Genomic DNA, 18,934 nt, shown 5'->3' with positions numbered 1-18,934 from the left:
CCACCCTCTATATAGCTCAATTTGAAAGGGAGTTTTGTAACGTAAGGTTAACAACAAACAAATGTGGGAGCGGGCTTGCCCGCTCCCACAAGGGTTTAGGGCAACACGGTCCAGATCGCGAAGCCGGCATACCACAGCACCGCCGCGCGCAGCAGCAGTTCCCACAGCCGGTCGAGGCTGTTGATGCCATCGGCGCCTACCACCGGTGGTGGGATTTCAGCGGCGACCAGGCCGACTTTCTCCACCAACTGAGCGGCGCTGATGTCCCAGCTCAGCAGTTCGTGGAGCATCACGCGGCTGACCGCGACGAAGTTGCCCACCAGGGCAAAGCTGGCCGCCAGCAAGCGCACCGGCAGCCAGTCAAACGCATGGCGCAACTGCCCGGCGCGCTCGGCGACCAGAGGGTTCTGGCTGTGTTCGCTGGCCAAGGCCAACAGGCGATAAGCCAGTGCCGCGACCGGGCCCAGCAGGAAGTACCAGAAAATCACCGCGAAAAAGCTCTGGTACGCCTGCCACAGCAGATGCCCCTGCACGCGTTCGAGCAGTTGCTCGCCACTGTCGGCGCCCAGCTTCAGGTCGCGCTCGGCCACGTGCTCGGCGGCTTGCAGGTCGCCACGCCGCCAGGCGTCCCGAAACGGCCCGAGCCCGGCCAGTAGATCGCCGCGCCCCAGGCTGTAGATCACCACCAACAGGTGCACCGGCAGGGCCAGCAGGCCGTAGGCCACAGGCTCCAGCACCAGCAGCAGAAGCCCCAGCAACGCCACGGGCAGCAACACCAGCAGCACCAGGATCAGCCAGGGCTGCTTGCCCATGCGCGGGCTCGATTCCAGCTTGGCCAGCTCGCGCAGCCATCCACCGTCGCGCTGCAACCGCTGGCGCAAGGCCGAGAATTTCTCGATCCACACCGCCAGCACCAATACCAGGAAACTCATCGTGCGTGTCCTCCATCCTGCAGGGCGCCGCGAAAGCGCGCCCAATCAAAAGCCGGGCCGGGGTCGGTCTTGCGCCCCGGGGCGATATCGCTGTGACCACAAATGCGCTGGTGGGTAATGCCTGGGTAAGCCGCCAGCAATTGCCGGGTCAGGTCGGTCAGCGCCGTGTATTGGGCGTCGGTGAATGGCAAATCATCCGTGCCTTCCAGCTCGATACCCAGGGAAAAGTCATTGCACGTCTCACGCCCCTCGAAACACGAGACCCCGGCATGCCACGCTCGGTCGATGCAGGACACAAACTGCGTTACGGCGCCGTCGCGCTCAATCAGAAAATGCGCGGACACGCGTAGGTCGGCGATCCCTTCAAAGTAAGGGTGTTCCGTGACATCCAGGCGGTTCTGGAAAAATTCCTGCACCTTGCCGGTGGCAAACTGCGCCGGTGGCAGGCTGATGTTATGCACCACCAACAGCGAGATTTCGCCAGCGGGGCGCTCGTTGAAGTTGGGCGAAGGGCAATGACGGATGCCCTTGCACCAACCGCTGAGGGGGTCCAACTGCATACAGGGTCCTTGAGCGTGACAAAGTGTGACCAGTATGCCGCGTTCAGCCCTGTGGTTGCGATGGTTTGCCGCGATTGAGTTGGCGCAAATTGCCCAGCACCGTGGCCAGCGCCCGGTCGAACAGCAGCCCGTCGTCAAGCCTGCGCAGGTCGCCGCGCTTGAATGCCTGGGCCAGTTCGCCGAGGTTTTGCTCCAGCACCTTGAGGCCGGTGTGGTTGATAAAAATGTAACGGTTGGCCGGCGCAACAATCGCCGTCAACTTGCAGCGCAGTGCCGCGTCGTTGCCTTGCTGGAACTCGACCCAGTCACCGATGCGCATCTGCAGGGCACTGATCAGGTCGGGGTCATCTCCCGGCAAGTCCTGGGCCGTGTCGGGCACCTCGGCGCCAAAGGTAAAGGGCTCACGGACGACGCTCAACACTTCGACGCCCGTCAGGGGCTGAACGTGCAATACCTGCAAGCGCACAAAGAATTCACGGGTGCTGAACGGGTCGAACGCGGCGCTGGTCAAGCCGTCGCGCAACGCTTTGAGCAGGCCCGGCAGGCGTTCCAGCAGATGCCGACCAGCCTCGGTGTCGCTTTGCAGGCCGACGCTCCAGATCAACTCGTCCAGGGTGCGCAGCGCCGACTGCCACTGCACCGACTGCTCGCCATGCTTGAGACTGGCCAGCAACAGCACCTGGCTCCACGCCTGTTGTACAAACTGCACCACGGCGGGCGGTAATGCCTTGCCCAGCAGCCGTTGATTCAGCACCTGGGCAACCCGCTCGCGGGCCGCGTCGCTCAACACGCGCGCCTGTTCGGCGTCACGGGTGTGCTGCTCGACCAGTGCGCTGCGGCGCTGCTCATCGGCAATAAACGCCGTGAACTCCACGAGCAACTGGGAAAAAATCGCCGGATCTTCGACAAACTCATTCAGCAGACGCTGCACAACTTGCTCGATACGCAGGTACAAGGCGTCGCGCTGATAATCCTCCCGTGGGCTCCACTGCACAGCGGCACAACCGACGTCATTGAGCAGCCGACGTACCGGGTGGCTGGGGCGACTGAAAAAACTCTTGTCCAGCACCGCAACTTTCAGCAACGGAATCTGCAGCCGGGCGATCAACGCCCTGAGCGCGCCAGGCAAGGTGCGGTCCTTGCGGATGAACTCGAACAGCAGGGCCATCAGGTTGATCACGTCTTCGTCCGCGACCTCCACCACCCGGGATTTGCCGCTCTTGACGCTGACCCGGGTCAGCAACTGGCCAAGCTGGTTGCGCAGATCGACATCGTCTTCGGTGTCTGGCGTGGGCACGTACTGCTGCAAATGGGACAGCAGCCGCAGCAGGTCGCGCGTGGCGATCGGCTGAAGTTCGGCGCTGGCTTCCAGGGTGGGCGCCACGCTGCCACGCACGGCCTTGAGCCGTTCCTGCAAGGCGGCAAACGCTTGCTGGCCGTTTTCGTCCAGCGGTGCATCGGTGGCCGGCACGCTGTCTTTACGCAAGTGTTCACGGGCCGCCCGCCCGCCGGGGCGCCGCGAGGGCGCCGCCTTGAGTTCGGGCAACACGCCGGTGGCGACCAACAGCTGATTGGCTTCGCCATACAGTTGGTCGGCGTCGCTGAGCACGTACTTCTCAAACAGCTTGAGCATGATCAGCTTGACGCGGATTTCCACCCCCAGGCTGCGCCCCGCCCGCAGGAAAAACTCACACAACAGCGCCGGCCCCAACGGGTTCTCGCGCTCGTCCAGGCCCTTGGACCAGCACGGCACTCAAGCGCGCCGTCAATTGCCCCAGGGCCAGGCCGTCGCGATGTCGCACCCGCCCCAGCATGGCCTCCAGCGCCACGGCTTTCTCCAGCTCGTCGCGGGATGTGCCTGGCACCGCGTCGTAGGACACCACCGGCACGAGCTGCCGCTCACCCTGCCCCGCCAGGCCCAGGCTGGCGAAGGCGGCAAACAGTTGCTCCATGAACACGCGCTCGAAATTCTTGCGCTTGAGGCGCAGGTCGCGCATGGCTTCAAAGAAAATATGGTGATCGAGGTTGTTGCGCGCCTTGTCGGCCATTTCGAAGAGGGTGTCGTCGGCGTTATCGAACAGCTCCTGCAGACCTTGCTGCAACTGCTGCGCGGCCTTGTCACGGACCTGCAGCAACACCACCGGCAAGCGCGCGAGCGGCGATGGCATAGCCTGTGCCTTGTTGATCGGCACCACCTTTCCGTCATTGTGCATCCTGGCCTCCTGATACGGCGGTGTCTGTTGGGGAATGATGGCGCGGGCGCTGCGCGATTCCAGTCATCACCAGGACGTCAAAGCTATGACGCCAATTGCAAGGCGCGAGATTATCTTGCAAATGGGGGTAGTTGCGCCAGCAAACTCTGTCATTCGGCTGTAATTGAGCGGTGGGTTATGGGTTCGAACGCACACTGCCCCTATAATCCAGGCACTTTGTTTGTGGAGCCTGTTATGCCGAATCTCCGTCTTGCCGACCTCACCGCCGAAATCGAAGCCAACGTGCGCCGCGCGCTGCTCGAAGACATCGGCAGCGGCGATATCACCGCGCAATTGATCCCGGCCGAGCGGCTGGCCAAGGCCACGATCATTACCCGCGATGCGGCGGTGATTGCCGGCACCGCCTGGGTGGATGCGGTATTCCGCCAGTTGGACCCACGCGTCGCCGTGCATTGGCAGGTGGCCGACGGTGAGCGCGTCAGCCCCAACCAGGCGCTGTTCCACCTCGAAGGCCCGGCCCGCTCGCTGCTCAGTGGCGAGCGCAGCGCCCTGAACTTCCTGCAACTGCTGTCTGGTGTGGCGACGCGCGCCCAATTCCTGGCGGACTTTGTCGCCAGCACCCAGGTCAAGCTGCTGGACACCCGCAAGACATTGCCGGGCCTGCGCCTGGCGCAGAAGTATGCGGTCACCTGCGGCGGCTGTCACAACCACCGCATCGGTTTGTATGACGCGTTCCTGATCAAGGAAAACCATATTGCCGCCTGCGGTGGCATTGCCCAGGCCATTACGGCCGCCCACAAGATCGCGCCGGGCAAACCGGTGGAAATCGAAGTGGAGAGCCTGGAAGAATTGCGTGAAGCGCTGGCGGCCGGCGCCGACATCATCATGCTCGACGAACTGAGCCTGGACGATATGCGTGAAGCGGTTCGCCTGAATGCCGGCAAAGCCAAGCTGGAAGCCAGCGGCGGGATCAATGAAAGCACGCTGCTGCCGATCGCGGAAACCGGCGTGGACTACATCTCCATCGGCGCGATGACCAAGGATGTGAAGGCGGTGGATTTGTCGATGCGGCTCAGTATCTGAGGCAATGCACCAGCATGCTGGTGTGGCGAGGGAGCTTGCTCCCGCTGGAGTGCGAAGCGCTCCCAAGATTTTGGGGCCGCTACGCAGCCCAGCGGGAGCAAGCTCGCCGTGTCTGGCTTAGACCACCAGGTTATTCATCTCGCAATACTCTTCCCACTCAACACCCAGCACTTCAGCCGCCTCCTTGTGCAAGGCCAGCCGTGCGGTGTCGAATTCGTCCGCTGTCGAGGTGTACTTGAGGGTCAGCTCCCAAGGCTGCAAGCCCTGGCTCTCTGCCTCATCCTCGAATGCCCACTGGATCTGGTCACGCTGATCATCAGCGCTCAAGTCCTTGATCTCTTCTTTAAGCTGCGGCGTGCCCTCGAGGTATTTCTTGAGGGCTTCTGCGTGCCGAACTTCCTGGGTCATTTCAGTCGTGGTCATGTCGTTCTCTTAGATCGAGGAATGGGGATGCATCTGGGTCATCAAGGTTGCGCAGATACAAAAGAGCGGGCGTGAATACCGACTCGTCTGGCCTTCAGAACCATTCTGGGATCATCTGAAAACAGTGCTGCCTTTTTGCCCGAGACAGGAATCGAACCTGCGACCTTCGCGTTACGAGTGCGCTGCTCTACCAACTGAGCTACACGGGCGGTGGGCTAAAGCTAGCACCGCATCGGGTGTCCGGCAACTCACGACCCTGGCAGCGCAATCACCCCCTGGGCCCAGAAGCGCGGCTGGAGGCGCTTGTGGGTGTCGCCGACATAACGTTGCTGGGCCTGTGTGATGTGAGGCACATCACGAACGGCAACAACGATCAGCAGACCAACGGCCAACACACTCAACAGTTTCCACAGGTGACTGACCGGTACCGGCAAGGCCGTTGGCGCCACCGCCCAGATGTGCAGCGCCATCAGCCAACCCACCACCAACGCCAACCACAGCTGCGAAACGGGCATCACGATCACGCCATCGACCATGGACTGCGTCAGTGCGCCGACCAACGCGGCAAACAGGCACAGGCGCAGCAAGTCCGAACGCTGCGCCGACAACGCCCGCTCACGCAACAAGCTGACTGTGGCCCAACCGCCGCGCCAGACCAATGCGACGACGCAAATCGTCGAAGGCACGCCCCACTCACAGGCCCATTGCAGGATCGCCTGATGAGGATGGGTCGCCACGTCGTTGGGGATGTCGGCAAACTGCATCGGCCCGAAACCCAGCCACGGGCGCTCGACGATCATATGCCAGGCCTGCCACCAGATCTCGGCACGCCCCGACAGTGAAGTGGTAAGGCGATCGCTGGCACCGCTTGAGGTTTCGATGCCCAAATAGACCGCCAGTACCGAGAACAACAGCCCGTACAGCAACAGGCCAAGGCTCACCGCGGCCAATTGCCAGGCCAACCAACGTCGCCCGAACGGCCCCAACACCCCAGCAAGACACCCGCCGCGCCCATGCCGAGCCATGTGCCCCGCGTGCCCCCGCTGATGGCGATCAACCACCACACCGACAGCAGGGCAAACACAGCAACGCGCAAGGAACGCGGGAGCTTGGGCATCAGCAGGGGCAGCGCCAGCAATGGCAGGGTGAAGGTCTGGAATTGACCGTAGAAACGCTTGTTGGAGAAGCCCGACAGCAACAGATCGAGGTCCAGCACGCGCTGGCCACTGGTAAATGCCAGCATCACCGCATGCAGGTATTGGCTCGCCTTGATCAGGCACAACAGCATGACAACCAGCAACAGGACGCGATCCAGCGGCTCGCCGCCATGCCGGCGAAGCATGGCGAACGCCAGCGCAATCACGCCACAACTGACCAGCAACGCCACCTCGGTGAATGCCCAGAGCGGCCGGTGGGCCAGGGCCGAAGACAGCAGGCCCAGGGCGATCACCAGCCCCAGGCCGAACGCGGTGGGCCGGTCCACCCACGCCGTGTTGGGGGCCGCCAGCCCATACAGCAGCGCGCCCAGTGCCAGGGCAATCTGTAGCGTGCGTTGCAGGTCGTGCCCACTGAAAGGGGCACAAACCCCCAGCACCAGCAGGCACACCGCCAACACCAGGAACACATTACCGCGCTGCTGGATGGAAAACGCCATCAGCCACCTCTACGTCCGTGTGGATGGTTGGGTCGTTACGCGCCGTTGGCGCCGCAGCCCTTGGCGACGTATTTTTCTTCGGCGCTGGTCACACACTTCCAGCCCTTGGTCGCGTCGCGGGTCAAGGTGATGGTCTTGCCCAGCACCGGCGCCGGCGCGTCGAGGATTTCGCAGCTGATGGAACCGACGCCCGTGGCCACATCCCCTGCCACGTCGATCTTGCAGTTGGCGGTCGGGGTGGTGCCACCGATCAAGGCCACGGTGGGCACTGTGCCTTGGTTGAAAACGTCCTCGTAACCGGCCTTCAACGCCGTGATTTCAGCCAGCCCTGCCGTGAACTTGGCCTTGGCCTGGTGCGTGGTATACATCGGCAAGCCGATGGTGGCCAAGATGCCGATGATTGCCACGACGATCAGCAACTCGATCAAGGTAAAGCCTTTCTGACGTATCACATTCACTCTCCAGAATAGAACCCATGACAAGGCGCGTCCTGCGCCCCGTAGTGTGCAGCGGCGCCAGTGTACTCATCCGCAACGGGGCAAGCGCCTGCAAGACGCACATTCTGACATTTTATCGCGCGCGGCCAATCCGTCCGAATCCGTCACCTGACTAAGCTATAAATCTTCCACTCCCCGCATGCGGAACCGTGACATGGACAACGCTTCAACGATCTACGCCTGGGAAGGCACCAACCGCAAAGGGCGCAGGGTGTGCGGGCAAACCGCAGGCCACAACCCCGCACTGATCAAGGCGCAGCTGCGCCAGCAAGGAATTTGCCCTGGGCGTGTGCGCAAGCGCGCCAGTGTCTTGCCGAGCCTCACAGCACCGATCAAAGCGCTGGATATCGTCCTCTTCACCCGCCAGTTGGCCACACTGTTGAAAGCGGGAATCCCTCTGCTGCAAGCCCTCGATATTGTCAGTGAAGGCTTCGAAAACCCGCCCATGCAAGCACTGGTAAATGGGTTGAAACAAGAGATCGCCGCCGGCACCAACCTGGCAACCGCGCTGCGTAAACAGCCACGCTATTTCGATGAGTTGTACTGCAACCTGATTGCGGCCGGCGAACAAGCCGGCGCCCTGGAAGCACTGCTGGAACGCGTTGCGATACACCTGGAGAAAACCCAGCAACTCAAGGCGCGGGTCAAGAAGGCCATGACCTATCCCGCGGCGGTGCTGGTGGTCGCCAGCGTGGTCTGTACGCTGCTGCTGATGCATGTGGTGCCGCAATTCCAGAGCCTGTTCGCCGGCGTCGATGGCGAATTGCCCGGTTTTACCCTGGGGGTTATTGCCCTGTCCGAATTCCTGCAACGTGCCTGGTGGATTGTCGCAGCTTGCCTGGGTGGGTCGATTGCCGCGTTGCGCCAGGCTTATCGTGTGTCCCCGGGGTTTCGCCACGGGTTGCAAGCCGCTTTATTGAAAGCGCCCCTGGCAGGCACATTGATGAAAAAATCCGCCGTGGCCCGCTACGCTCGCACACTCTCGACTACGTTTAGCGCAGGCGTTCCCCTGGTGCAGGCCCTGGACTCAGTGGCTGGCGCAGTCGGCAACGGGCCATTCAGGCGGGCCATCGAGCGCATGCGCCATGATGTCGCCAGCGGGATTCAGTTGAATCAAGCCATGACCGGCAGCGGCCTGTTTCCCCGCATGGCGATCCAGATGACGATCATCGGCGAAGAGTCCGGTACGCTGGACCGCATGCTGGAAAAGGTCGCCAGCCACTATGAGGCTGACGTAGACAGCCTGGTGGATAGACTCACAAGTTTGATGGAGCCGCTGATCATGGTCGTGCTGGGGAGCATTGTCGGGGGACTGGTGATTGCGATGTATTTGCCGGTGTTTCAATTGGGGAGCGCATTTTGAGCCTGCTGCTGAGTGAACAACCCTGGCTTTTTGTCGGCATGGCACTGGTGCTGGGCCTGATCGTCGGCAGCTTTCTCAACGTGCTGGTGTGGCGCCTGCCGAAAATGCTCGAACGTGAATGGCGCGCCCAGGCCCAGGAAGTCCTCGGCCTGCCGAGCGACCCCGCCGGGCCGACCTACAACCTGATGTTTCCCAACTCCTGCTGCCCCCATTGCAGCCAGCCGATTCGCCCCTGGGAAAATATCCCCGTGCTCAGCTACCTGATGCTCCGGGGGCGCTGCGCCCACTGCCGTGGGCCGATCAGTGCGCGCTACCCCTTCACCGAACTGGCCTGTGCGCTGATTTCAGCGGTGGTCGTCTGGCATTTCGGTGTTGGCTGGCAAGCGGCAGCGATCCTGCTGCTGAGTTGGGGACTGCTGGCGATGAGCCTGATCGATGCCGATCACCAACTGTTGCCGGATGTACTGGTGCTGCCGCTGTTGTGGCTGGGGCTGATCCTCAACAGCTTCGACGTGCAGGTGACGCTGGCCGATGCGGTATGGGGCGCAGTGGTCGGCTACATGAGCCTGTGGTCGGTGTTCTGGCTGTTCAAGCTGGCCACCGGCAAGGACGGCATGGGCCATGGCGACTTCAAGTTGCTGGCCCTGCTCGGCGCCTGGGGCGGCTGGCAAATCCTGCCGATGACCTTGCTGATGTCATCGCTGCTCGGGGTGATGGGCGGGCTGATCCTGATGCGCCTGCGCAAGACCCAGGCGTCGGCGCCCATGCCGTTCGGCCCCTATCTGGCAATTGCCGGCTGGATTGCATTGCTCTGGGGTGGTCAAATAACCGACTTCTATTTGCAGTCTGTCGGTTTCAGATGACCACTTCTGTTGCAACACCCTGGATTCTTGGCCTCACCGGCGGCATCGGCAGCGGCAAAAGCGCGGCGGCCCAGCACTTTATCGACCTGGGTATCGACCTGGTGGACGCCGATCACGCCGCCCGCTGGGTCGTCGAACCCGGCCGGCCGGCACTGGCGCGTATCGCCGAGCACTTTGGCGCGGGCGTGCTGCAACCTGACGGCCAACTGGACCGCGCCGCGTTGCGCAAGCTGATCTTTGAAGTCCCCGAACAGCGGCGCTGGCTGGAAGCCTTGCTGCACCCGTTGATCGGCGAAGAGATTCGCAGCCACCTGGCGCGCGCGCAGTCGCCCTACGCGATCCTGGTGTCGCCGTTGCTGATCGAGTCCGGCCAGCACAGCATGACCCAGCGCATCCTGGTGATCGACGTGCCGCAATCCGTGCAGATTCAGCGTACCCTGCAGCGCGATGGCATCAGCGAACAGCAGGTGCAGGCGATCCTCAAGGCGCAGTCCAGCCGCGAAGAGCGCCTGAAACATGCCGATGATGTGCTGGTCAATGACAAGGACCTCACCTGGCTGCACAGCGAGGTCGAGCGACTGCACCACTTTTACCTTACTTTGCGTGGAGGCCGATCATGAGCCAACCCTTGACCGTCGATTGCCCAACCTGCGGCGCCCCCGTGGAATGGACAGCGACCAACCTCAACCGGCCGTTCTGCTCGGACCGTTGCAAACTCATCGACCTGGGTGCCTGGGCCGCTGAAGAACACAAGATCCCCGTGGCCCCGGATGCCGAGGATGAGCTGTTTTCCGAAGACCTGACGCCGCGCCACTAAGGCCGCATAAAGGCGTATTCCTGCTGGTCGTCGAGGTTCTCTGCAAGGTATTGCAGCTCGTCGGCCAGGTCTTCGAAACTGCGCACGCCCTTGCTCTGCTGCACCACCGCGCTGAGCATGGCGCGCAGGGTCAAGCCTGGGTCAAAGCCGATTTCCTGTGCCGCGTCCTGACTTCTGCGCAACTCCTGCCGTGCCCACTCGTACACACTCATGATCCGTGCTCCTGGAAAATTTGGCAGAGCATGGGCCTGCGCGTGGGCGCGGGATTTGATCTGGATCAACGCGGCGAATCGTCGTCGTTCCAGGGTGCCGAGAGGTAGCGGGTGCGGTTGAAGGTCTCCAGCCATTCCGGGCAGAACACCACCAACGCGCTGATGACCATGCCGTTGATAAAGGCTTCGGGAAAGATGATCAGCCACAGGTAGCCGACGAAGTCTTCCAGCCATTCCGGCATGGCGAAGCGCCCGTCGAACCACAGCAGGCCCAGCCCCAGCAACAGGCAGAGCAAGGCCGACAGCGCGGCGGCGAAAAAGCCCGAGCAGAAGATATACACAAAGGGATTGCGTGGTTGCGCGCGCTCCACCAACAGCGCGCAGGTTTCGGTGACCAGCACCGGCAGCACGATCAGCAGCAGGCCGTTAACGCCGAGCGCCGCCAGGTCCTGACGCCCCAACACCATCAAACCAAGCTGGGCGGCAAAACCGCCGACGATTGCCAGAGGCCAATCCAGCAACAGGGTCACGGCGGTCATGCCGATAAAATGGTAGGAGACCCCGGTATCAAAATCCCGCCGCCCCAGCCACAACATAAACAGCGCGAACACGGTGCCGAACAGCAAATGCTGGCGCCGTCGGTCGGCAAACACCTCGACCCAGGGTGAGCGCAGAATCGCCCACAGCACCACGGGCACAAACAGCAACCAGCCGAGACCCAGGGTTTGTGGTGCGAGCACTGCAGCACTGATCACGACGGCCCCCAACTTGAATAACAATCGAGTGAGCAGTCTACACCGACCTTTTGCAGCGGGACTTCCTGCGGTCATCATTTGGACGCTAAGCTGCAAGCATGGATGACTCAGATTACTTGCGCCTGCTCACCGTAGCGGCCGAACAAGCCAATGCGTTCTTGTCCAATGCCCGCAAATGGGAGCGTGAGCGTTGGGTCTGCCAGCGCCTGCTGCAAGGCTTGAACGTGCCCTACCGGGCCGAAGAGTTTCACGCCGCCGGGCAAGAACCGCCGGACGTACTGTTTCGCGATGCCAGTTTCGAGGTGTTTTTTGTCCTGGACGAGGGCCGGCGACTGAACGACGAATGGCGCGACGAGTTGCTGCGCCGACGCAGCGCCTTCTCCCTCAGCCAGTTAGTGCGGCGCGAAGCCAAGCCGCGACGCATCCCCGCCCATGAGTTTTTGCTGCGCCTGGCGCCGACGCTGCGCAAGAAGGCGCACAACTATAAAGAACGCGGGATAGAACTGGGTGAGCTGGACCTCATCGCCTTCACCAGTCTCAAGCGTGAAGTACTCGACCTCAACAGCCACTTCCCGCCGCCGACGGAATACCTGCGCCAGGGCTGGCGCTCGCTGTCACTGGTGGGGCCGACCTTTGCCCGCGTGCTGTTTGCCCACCCCGACGCACCGGATTTCTTGCGCAACAACCTGGGCCGCAGCATAGTGTTCGACGTGGGTATCAGCCTGTGAGCCCCCGGACTGTAACGTGGCGCCCTTTTGCAACGTCTACCTGACGAGGCCTTTATGACCAGCCGCCTGAACCCCGATGACCAACAGCATGTCGATGAGTACCTGCAACTTTCCCAAAACCGAGTCGAGCGCAAGCCTTTCCGGCCTTGGCTGCTCCTCGGTGTGGTGCTGGTTGTGGTGATCGGCCTCGGTCTGCTGAGCCGCCTTTTGAGTTACCTGACGCTATGAGCTGCCTGGCGCTCGCGGGGGTAACTGCTCCGATTTCTTTTAGCCTTGCGAGATATCCCCATGACCCATCGTATTATTATCGTCGGCGGCGGCGCCGGCGGCCTGGAGTTGGCTACCCGCCTGGGTAAGACTCTGGGCAAGCGCGGCACCGCCAGCATCACGCTGGTGGACGCCAACCTGACCCATATCTGGAAGCCCTTGCTGCACGAAGTCGCTGCCGGCTCGCTGAACTCTTCGGAAGACGAACTCAATTATGTTGCCCAAGCCAAATGGAACCACTTCGAGTTCCAGCTGGGACGCATGAGCGGGTTGGATCGTGAACAGAAGAAAATCCAGCTGGCCGCCACCCTCGACGAAGAAGGCCGCGAGCTGGTACCTGCGCGCGTGCTGGGTTATGACAGCCTGGTGATCGCCGTCGGCAGCACCACCAACGACTTCGGCACCGAGGGCGCGGCGCAGCACTGCCTGTTCCTCGACACCCGCAAGCAGGCCGAGCGCTTCCACCAGCAGTTGCTCAACCACTATCTGCGCGCCCATGCCGGGCAAACCGATGCGGTCGAGCAGATCAGCGTCGCCATCGTCGGCGCCGGTGCCACGGGCGTCGAATTGGCCGCCGAGCTGCATAACGCCGCCCATGAACTGGCGGCCTATGGCCTGGACCGCATCAAGCCGGAAAACATGCACATCACCCTGATCGAAGCCGGCCCACGGGTATTGCCTGCCCTGCCGGAGCGGATTGGCGGGCCTGTGCATAAAACCCTGGAGAAGCTCGGTGTGACCGTGCTGACAAACTCGGCGGTCAGCGAAGTGACGGCCGACGCGCTGATCACCAGCAGCGGCCAGGTGATTCCCGCCAGCTTGAAGGTGTGGGCGGCGGGGATTCGCGCACCGGGTTTCCTCAAGGACATCGATGGCCTGGAAACCAACCGCATCAACCAATTGCAGGTGTTGCCGACGCTGCAAACCACCCGTGACGAGAACATCTTCGCCTTCGGCGACTGCGCCGCCTGCCCGCAACCGGGCACCGACCGCAACGTGCCGCCACGCGCCCAGGCCGCTCACCAGCAGGCTTCGCTGTTGGCCAAGTCGCTCAAGCTGCGCATCGAAGGCAAGGACCTGCCGAGCTACAAATACACCGACTACGGCTCGTTGATCTCGCTGTCGCGGTTCTCGGCGGTGGGTAACCTGATGGGCAACCTGACCGGCAGCGTGATGCTGGAAGGCTGGCTGGCGCGGATGTTCTATGTGTCGCTGTACCGCATGCACCAGATGGCCCTGTACGGCTTTTTCCGCACGGCGATGCTGATGCTCGGCAGCAAGATCGGGCGCGGGACTGAGCCAAGGCTCAAGCTGCACTGATCGACGCCGCAGCCACAAAAAAATCCCCCTATCAAACGATAGGGGGATTTTTTATTGGGCCGAATAAAACTCCGCCATATGGTCGACAAACGCCCGCACCTTCGGCGCCAGGTGCCGGGACTGCGGATAGAGGGCGTAGTAATGGCGCTCGCCCAATGAATAGTTGGGCAGGATCGGCACAAGCAGGCCCTGCGCCAACTCATTACGCACCGTGGCCTGGGTGAAACACGCAATGCCCGCCCCCGCCAATGTCGCCGCGTGCAGCGCACTGATGGTATTGCTCCTGAACCGCCCGGCCGGGGTGACGTTGACCGAGCCCCCGCGCGCCGCACTCAGCTGCCAATCCGACGAAGCCCCGATAAACGTCAGCAAGCGATGTTTTTCGAGTTCCTGAGCCGAACGGGGCAAGCCATGCCGACCGATATAGCCCGGCGACGCTACCAGCACCTGCCTGGAGACTGTCAATGTGCGCGCCATCAAGGTGGTGTCCACCAACGCGCTGGCGATGCGTATCGCCACGTCGAACCCAGCGGCGACCAGGTCGACAAATTGATCGTCGCAATGCAGCTCAAGCTCGATATCGGGGTAACGCCGCTGAAAGCCCGGCAGCCAGTGCGGCAAGTCCAGCGTGCCCACCACCAGCGGCACACTGACCCTGAGCAAGCCTTCCGGGCGCTGGTGGCCCTGGGCGATGGCCTGGGAAGCCGCCTCGATGCGATCGAGGATATCGACGCAGGCGGCGTAGTATTGCTCCCCGGCCGAGGTCAGGCTGAAACGCCGGGTATTGCGGTTGATCAGTTGGGCGCCCAGTTCAATTTCCAGCTGTTGCAACTGCCGGGAAATCGTCGAATGCGTGGTGCCCAGGCGTTCTGCGGCGGCAGAAAAGCCCTTGGCCTCAACGATGCACCGAAAGGCGCGCATGGCGGATAGCTGGTTCATGAAGCAGGCGATCCCTGGCTGGTCGGGAGAGTCAGTTCACCGGCAAGGCAATGATCTGCGACGCGCTCAGCACCGAGCCGAACGTGTCTTCGATCTCAGCCAGCGCCGAGTTGTGCAGCTCGTCCTTGCTCACCGAACGGCCATCGACACGGGTAATCGCCCGAGTGGCGGTGGCATCGGATGCTACCACAACGTCATAACCCAACGGCGCGGCGTCACGGGCGGCGCCGGCGACACAGGCGTGGGTCATCAGGCCGCTGATGATCAGGGTCTTGACGCCAGCTTTCTTCAACTGCGCATCCAGGTCGGTGCTGGCAAACACGCTGACGGAGGTTTTCTGCACGAGCTTGTCTTGAGAGCGCGGCTTCATCAGCGGGTGGAAGTCGACGGTCTTGCCATCGGTGGCAAATACGGCGGCGCCGGCTGGGGCGATGTGCTGCACGTGGATGACCTGGATATGTTCCTTGTCGGCAAACTTGATCAGGCGCTGGGTGTTTTCCAGGGCTTTCATGCCATCGGGGATCGGCATGCGCCCGGTGAAGTATTCATTCTGGAAGTCGATCACCAGCAAGGCGGTGGTTTTCGGGTCCAGACGACCGATGGCTTCGGCGCCCGACATGGCGCGAATGGTCGGGTGGGGGTTTGCAGCGGTTTCGGCGGCGGTGGCAAATTGACCAAGGCCCATCAGCATGCCCAAGCCCACAAGCGTGGACTTGACCAGCGCAGGCAATGAGCGGGTTGGCTGAACAGCAAGGAAAGGAACGGTAAGGGTCATGGTGCGAATTCCTGTTGGGTTGATTGACTGACGTGGCCCAGTCTAGGAGGACAAGCTCGCCGCACCAACGCACCAATCAGCACAATATCTGTTTGGAATTTGCACAAGTGTCGCTGAAAAAAATGCAAAAAAAATCCCCGTATCTTTCGATACGAGGATTTTTAATATGGTCGGGGTAAGGGGATTCGAACTCCTGACATCCTGCTCCCAAAGCAGGCGCGCTACCGGACTGCGCTATACCCCGGTAAAAAAAAGGCGACCTTTCAGTCGCCTTCTTCGATCAGTGCTTTTGGCCTCTGATCTTAAGATCTGATCCCAGCGTTAACTGGTTTCAAAAATGGTGGGTCGTGTGGGATTCGAACCTACGACCAATTGGTTAAAAGCCAACTGCTCTACCAACTGAGCTAACGACCCAAAAATGGTCGGGGTAGGGGGATTCGAACTCCCGACATCCTGCTCCCAAAGCAGGCGCGCTACCGGACTGCGCTATACCCCGGTTTGAAATTGGCTCCGTGACCAGGACTCGAACCTGGGACCCAATGATTAACAGTCATTTGCTCTACCGACTGAGCTATCACGGAACTACATATTTCAAAGTACAACTTCTACTGCGGTGTAACCTTCTCTTCGAGTCTTCCGTATCGCTACGTTGTCATGTCTGAGGCGCGCTATTCTACAATCTTAAAAACCCCTGTCAACCCTTTAAATTGCTTTTAAGACAATGATTTGCGCTTGTTTCTGATTTCTTCTTGGGGAGAAGAAACCCGTGGGCTGACGCTGTTGCGGGGCGCACTTTACTAGCCTTTTCCTTACAGTTCAACGCCCTATCGAAAAAAAAGGCCCCGCGATGCGGGGCCTCCTTTTATTGCGCCAGTGACTGGGCTCAATGGAAGACGATTTCGTCGTTCTCCACCGTCGCCGCGACGCTGGTGCCAGGCATAAAGCTGCCCGACAGGATCAGCTGCGCCAGCGGGTTTTCGATCCAGCGCTGGATCGCACGTTTCAGAGGCCGTGCGCCATACACCGGGTCGTAGCCAACCGCGATCAGCTTGTCCAACGCCTCGCTGCTCAGCTCCAGGGCCAGCTCGCGCTCGGCCAGGCGGCTGCGCAGGCGACCCAGTTGGATCTCGGTGATGCCTGCGATCTGATCCCGTGCCAAAGGCTCGAAAATCACCACTTCATCGACCCGGTTGATAAATTCCGGGCGGAAGTGGCTGGTCAGCGCATCCATCACCGCAGCACGCTGGCCTTCACGATCACCGACCAACTCCTGGATCTGCGCCGAGCCCAGGTTGGAGGTCATCACGATCACCGTGTTGCGGAAGTCCACGGTACGTCCGTGGCTGTCCGTCAGCCGGCCATCTTCCAACACTTGCAGCAACACGTTGAACACATCCGGGTGAGCCTTCTCGACCTCATCCAGCAGGATCACCGAGTAAGGCTTACGCCGCACGGCTTCGGTCAGGTAGCCACCTTCCTCGTAGCCCACATAGCCTGGTGGTGCGCCGATCAAGCGAGCCACCGAGTGTTTCTCCATGAATTCGGACATATCGATCCGCACCATGGCCTCTTCAGTATCAAAGAGGAACTCGGCCAAGGCCTTGCACAGCTCGGTCTTGCCCACGCCGGTCGGGCCGAGGAACATAAACGAGCCGCTCGGACGGTTCGGGTCGGACAACCCGGCCCGCGAACGCCGCACCGCGTTGGACACGGCCACCACGGCTTCTTCCTGGCCAATCACACGCTGGTGCAACAGGCTTTCCATCTTCAGCAGCTTGTCGCGCTCGCCTTCGAGCATTTTCGACACCGGAATGCCGGTCCACTTCGAGACGACTTCGGCAATTTCTTCCTCGGTCACCTTGCTGCGCAGCAACTGGTTCTCGGCCTTGCCGTGCTGGTCGACCATTTGCAGGCTGCGTTCCAGGTCGGGGATCACCCCGTACTGCAACTCGGCCATGCGGTTCAGGTCGCCTTTACGGCGTGCGGCTTCCAGTTCCTGGCGGGACTGCTCGATCTTTTGCTGGATCTGCGCAGAGCCCTGCACTTCGGCTTTTTCCGAGGTCCAGATTTCTTCCAGGTCCGAATACTCGCGTTCCAGACGGACGATTTCTTCCTGGAGTTTTTCCAGGCGTTTCTTCGCCGCGTCGTCTTCTTCTTTCTTCAGGGCCTGGGATTCAACTTTCAGCTGAATCAGGCGCCGATCCAGGCGGTCGAGCACTTCCGGCTTGGAGTCGATCTCCATGCGAATGCGGCTGGCCGCTTCGTCGATCAAGTCGATGGCCTTGTCAGGCAACTGACGATCGGTGATATAGCGATGGCTCAATTTCGCCGCCGCAATGATCGCGCCGTCAGTGATCGCCACCTTATGGTGGACCTCATACCGTTCTTTCAGGCCACGCAGGATCGCAATGGTGTCCTCTTCGCTCGGCTCTTCCACCAGCACTTTCTGGAAGCGACGTTCAAGGGCCGCATCCTTTTCAATGTACTGGCGATACTCGTTGAGCGTCGTGGCACCGACGCAGTGCAACTCACCCCGCGCCAATGCTGGCTTGAGCATGTTGCCCGCATCCATGGAGCCTTCGCCTTTACCGGCGCCGACCATGGTGTGCAGTTCGTCGATAAACAGAATGATCTGCCCTTCCTGCTTCGACAGTTCATTGAGCAGGGATTTCAGGCGCTCTTCGAACTCGCCACGGAACTTGGCACCGGCAATCAACGCCCCCATGTCCAGGGACAGCAGGCGCTTGCCTTTCAGGCCGTCCGGCACTTCACCGTTGATGATGCGCTGGGCCAGACCTTCGGCAATCGCGGTTTTACCCACGCCAGGCTCACCGATCAGCACCGGGTTGTTCTTGGTGCGACGTTGCAACACCTGGATGGTGCGACGGATTTCATCGTCACGCCCGATCACCGGGTCAAGCTTGCCGTCTTCGGCGCGCTTGGTCAGGTCGACGGTGTATTTATCCAGGGCCTGGCGCGACTCCTCATGGTTGGGGTCGTTCACCGCGTCGCCGCCACGCAGGTTGTTGATGGCATTTTCCAGGGCTTTCTTGCTCACGCCCTGGCCCAGCAACAACTTGCCGAGCTTGCTGTTTTCGTCCATGGCGGCGAGCAACACCAGTTCGCTGGAGATGAACTGGTCGCCCTTTTGCTGGGCCAGGCGGTCCGCTTGGTTAAGCAGGCGCGCCAAGTCCTGGGACATGTTCACGTCGCCGGTCGGATTTTGGATTTTCGGCAGTTGGTCGAGCTCTTTGCTCAACTCCTTGCGCAGGCTGTTGACGTCGAAGCCCACCTGCATCAGCAAGGGTTTGATAGAACCACCTTGCTGCTCCAAGAGCGCCTGCATCAGGTGCGCAGGCTCAATGGCCGGGTGGTCGAGGCCCACCGCCAGGGATTGAGAGTCAGATAATGCCAACTGCAATTTGCTGGTTAAACGATCAATACGCATTAGTCACCTTCCTTTTGAGCAGGCCGGAGATATAAAACATCCTGAATGAAGAAACCTGCCAGATACCCTTATAGATGGGGTGGAT

Annotated in this window: 17 protein-coding genes, 5 tRNA genes and 2 pseudogenes; 8 read left to right on the top strand and 16 right to left on the bottom strand. The window is 61.2% G+C overall.

The genetic code is table 11. The features are described from left to right. Positions 1–95: 95 nt before the first annotated feature. The 3 genes and pseudogenes from ampE to B348_RS01000000130180 form a co-directional block, all read right to left on the bottom strand. Positions 96–932, bottom strand: coding sequence for a regulatory signaling modulator protein AmpE (gene ampE, locus B348_RS0120555; RefSeq protein ID WP_017737936.1), 837 nt, complete (start codon positions 930–932; stop codon positions 96–98). Next, complete coding sequence (ampD, locus tag B348_RS0120550; RefSeq protein WP_017737935.1) at positions 929–1,492, bottom strand: 1,6-anhydro-N-acetylmuramyl-L-alanine amidase AmpD; 564 nt, start codon at positions 1,490–1,492, stop codon at positions 929–931. Before ampD ends, ampE begins: the two co-directional genes overlap by 4 nt. Before the next feature lie 43 nt (positions 1,493–1,535). After that, positions 1,536–3,705 (bottom strand): annotated as a pseudogene (locus tag B348_RS01000000130180) (DUF1631 domain-containing protein). 234 nt (positions 3,706–3,939) lie between these two features. Here B348_RS01000000130180 and nadC point away from each other — a divergent pair. After that, the gene (nadC, locus tag B348_RS0120540; protein WP_017737934.1) at positions 3,940–4,788 is read left to right on the top strand and encodes a carboxylating nicotinate-nucleotide diphosphorylase; all 849 of its coding nucleotides are present in this window, start codon (positions 3,940–3,942) and stop codon (positions 4,786–4,788) included. 117 nt (positions 4,789–4,905) lie between these two features. Here nadC and B348_RS0120535 read toward each other — a convergent pair whose 3' ends face one another. The 4 genes and pseudogenes from B348_RS0120535 to B348_RS0120520 form a co-directional block, all read right to left on the bottom strand. Beyond that, entirely contained in the window at positions 4,906–5,211 is a 306-nt protein-coding gene (locus B348_RS0120535) for a DUF6388 family protein (protein ID WP_017737933.1), read from the bottom strand. Positions 5,212–5,347: 136 nt separating this feature from the next. Then, positions 5,348–5,420, bottom strand: a tRNA-Thr gene (locus tag B348_RS0120530). 39 nt (positions 5,421–5,459) lie between these two features. Continuing rightward, a pseudogene (locus tag B348_RS01000000130175) lies at positions 5,460–6,865 on the bottom strand (O-antigen ligase family protein). Between the two features lie 35 nt (positions 6,866–6,900). Continuing rightward, positions 6,901–7,314, bottom strand: coding sequence for a pilin (locus tag B348_RS0120520; RefSeq protein ID WP_026136938.1), 414 nt, complete (start codon positions 7,312–7,314; stop codon positions 6,901–6,903). 202 nt (positions 7,315–7,516) lie between these two features. Here B348_RS0120520 and B348_RS0120515 point away from each other — a divergent pair, with 202 nt between their 5' ends. Genes B348_RS0120515 through yacG form a run of 4 tightly spaced genes read left to right on the top strand, consistent with a single transcriptional unit; the run spans position 7,517 to position 10,405 of the window. After that, on the top strand, positions 7,517–8,725 hold the full coding sequence (locus B348_RS0120515) for a type II secretion system F family protein (protein WP_017737931.1): 1,209 nt from the start codon (positions 7,517–7,519) through the stop codon (positions 8,723–8,725). After that, positions 8,722–9,588: an A24 family peptidase gene (locus tag B348_RS0120510; RefSeq protein WP_017737930.1), complete on the top strand. Its 867-nt coding sequence runs from the start codon at positions 8,722–8,724 to the stop codon at positions 9,586–9,588. Before B348_RS0120515 ends, B348_RS0120510 begins: the two co-directional genes overlap by 4 nt. Next, on the top strand, positions 9,585–10,208 hold the full coding sequence (gene coaE, locus B348_RS0120505; RefSeq protein ID WP_017737929.1) for a dephospho-CoA kinase: 624 nt from the start codon (positions 9,585–9,587) through the stop codon (positions 10,206–10,208). The genes B348_RS0120510 and coaE overlap by 4 nt, the downstream gene beginning before the upstream one ends. Continuing rightward, positions 10,205–10,405, top strand: a complete 201-nt coding sequence (yacG, locus tag B348_RS0120500; RefSeq protein ID WP_017737928.1) for a DNA gyrase inhibitor YacG — start codon at positions 10,205–10,207, stop codon at positions 10,403–10,405. Before coaE ends, yacG begins: the two co-directional genes overlap by 4 nt. On the opposite strand, the gene B348_RS0120495 is transcribed toward yacG, so the two are convergent. Both B348_RS0120495 and B348_RS0120490 read right to left on the bottom strand, forming a co-directional pair. Next, positions 10,402–10,617 carry a hypothetical protein gene (locus B348_RS0120495; protein WP_003171680.1) on the bottom strand — a complete coding sequence of 72 codons (216 nt, stop codon included), beginning with the start codon at positions 10,615–10,617 and terminating at the stop codon, positions 10,402–10,404. The genes yacG and B348_RS0120495 overlap by 4 nt on opposite strands. Positions 10,618–10,682: 65 nt before the next feature. After that, positions 10,683–11,372, bottom strand: a complete 690-nt coding sequence (locus B348_RS0120490) for an energy-coupling factor ABC transporter permease (RefSeq protein ID WP_026136937.1) — start codon at positions 11,370–11,372, stop codon at positions 10,683–10,685. Positions 11,373–11,470: 98 nt separating this feature from the next. On the opposite strand from B348_RS0120490, the gene B348_RS0120485 reads away from it, so the two are divergent. The 3 genes from B348_RS0120485 to B348_RS0120475 are packed head-to-tail and all read left to right on the top strand — an operon-like array spanning position 11,471 to position 13,687. Beyond that, a complete protein-coding gene (locus B348_RS0120485) occupies positions 11,471–12,100 on the top strand; it encodes a DUF1780 domain-containing protein (RefSeq protein WP_016971624.1) in 630 nt (209 codons plus the stop codon). 54 nt (positions 12,101–12,154) lie between these two features. Beyond that, positions 12,155–12,328 (top strand): DUF3094 family protein, encoded by a 174-nt coding sequence (locus B348_RS01000000130170; protein ID WP_017737926.1) that lies wholly within the window; start codon positions 12,155–12,157, stop codon positions 12,326–12,328. A gap of 60 nt (positions 12,329–12,388) precedes the next feature. After that, the gene (locus B348_RS0120475) at positions 12,389–13,687 is read left to right on the top strand and encodes an NAD(P)/FAD-dependent oxidoreductase (RefSeq protein WP_017737925.1); all 1,299 of its coding nucleotides are present in this window, start codon (positions 12,389–12,391) and stop codon (positions 13,685–13,687) included. Positions 13,688–13,738: 51 nt separating this feature from the next. Here B348_RS0120475 and B348_RS0120470 read toward each other — a convergent pair whose 3' ends face one another. The 7 genes from B348_RS0120470 to clpB form a co-directional block, all read right to left on the bottom strand. Further along, positions 13,739–14,626: a LysR family transcriptional regulator gene (locus B348_RS0120470; RefSeq protein WP_026136936.1), complete on the bottom strand. Its 888-nt coding sequence runs from the start codon at positions 14,624–14,626 to the stop codon at positions 13,739–13,741. A 31-nt stretch (positions 14,627–14,657) separates the two neighbouring features. Continuing rightward, positions 14,658–15,401: a cysteine hydrolase family protein gene (locus B348_RS0120465; protein WP_017737923.1), complete on the bottom strand. Its 744-nt coding sequence runs from the start codon at positions 15,399–15,401 to the stop codon at positions 14,658–14,660. Between the two features lie 167 nt (positions 15,402–15,568). After that, positions 15,569–15,645: transfer RNA gene (locus B348_RS0120460), tRNA-Pro, on the bottom strand. A gap of 94 nt (positions 15,646–15,739) precedes the next feature. After that, a tRNA-Lys gene (locus B348_RS0120455) sits at positions 15,740–15,815 on the bottom strand. A 5-nt stretch (positions 15,816–15,820) separates the two neighbouring features. Then, positions 15,821–15,897: transfer RNA gene (locus tag B348_RS0120450), tRNA-Pro, on the bottom strand. Between the two features lie 9 nt (positions 15,898–15,906). Next, positions 15,907–15,982 (bottom strand) — tRNA-Asn (locus tag B348_RS0120445). A 302-nt stretch (positions 15,983–16,284) separates the two neighbouring features. Further along, positions 16,285–18,849, bottom strand: coding sequence for an ATP-dependent chaperone ClpB (clpB, locus tag B348_RS0120440; RefSeq protein ID WP_017737922.1), 2,565 nt, complete (start codon positions 18,847–18,849; stop codon positions 16,285–16,287). Positions 18,850–18,934 lie beyond the last annotated feature (85 nt).

Origin of the sequence: Pseudomonas sp. CBZ-4 (genome assembly GCF_000346755.1) — a bacterium.
Lineage (GTDB): Bacteria > Pseudomonadota > Gammaproteobacteria > Pseudomonadales > Pseudomonadaceae > Aquipseudomonas.
This window is presented reverse-complemented; position numbering and strand designations above follow the sequence as displayed.